At 71.7% G+C, this 491-nt stretch carries 1 protein-coding gene; it reads left to right on the top strand.

Going from position 1 to position 491, the window contains the following annotated elements:
• Nucleotides 1-491: DNA polymerase ligase N-terminal domain-containing protein (locus tag QN357_RS19255; protein WP_323505437.1), on the top strand; the 491-nt coding region annotated here is incomplete at both ends.

Raw genomic sequence — 491 nt, 5'->3', positions numbered from 1 at the left:
GGGGGGCCGCCCCCCGCGCCGGACCCCGGGGACCGGCTGGCCGTGTATCGCAGCAAACGCTCGGCGGCGCGCACCCCGGAGCCGGTGCCGGAAGCAGGCACCGGGGCCGTGACCGCGAGCCCCGACCGGCAGGGCTTCGTGATCCAGGAACACCACGCCAGGAACCTGCACTACGACTTCCGTCTCGAGCACGAGGGTGTCCTCGCCTCCTGGGCGCTCCCGCGCGGGGTGCCGACGGATCCGGCGAAGAATCACCTCGCCGTGCGCACCGAAGACCATCCCCTCGAGTACGGCGGGTTCGAGGGTGAGATTCCGGCAGGGGAATACGGGGCGGGCACGGTGTCGATCTGGGATCGCGGCCGCTACGACCTCGAGAAATGGCGGGAGGACGAGGTCATCGCGACCCTGCACGGGGAGCCGGGCGGGGGCCTCGAGGGCACTCGGAGGTTCGCACTCATCCGCACGAACGCGCAGGGTCAGGGTTCTCACGA

Source organism: Cryobacterium sp. RTC2.1 (genome assembly GCF_035018685.1).
Lineage (GTDB): Bacteria > Actinomycetota > Actinomycetes > Actinomycetales > Microbacteriaceae > Cryobacterium > Cryobacterium glucosi.
This window is presented reverse-complemented; position numbering and strand designations above follow the sequence as displayed.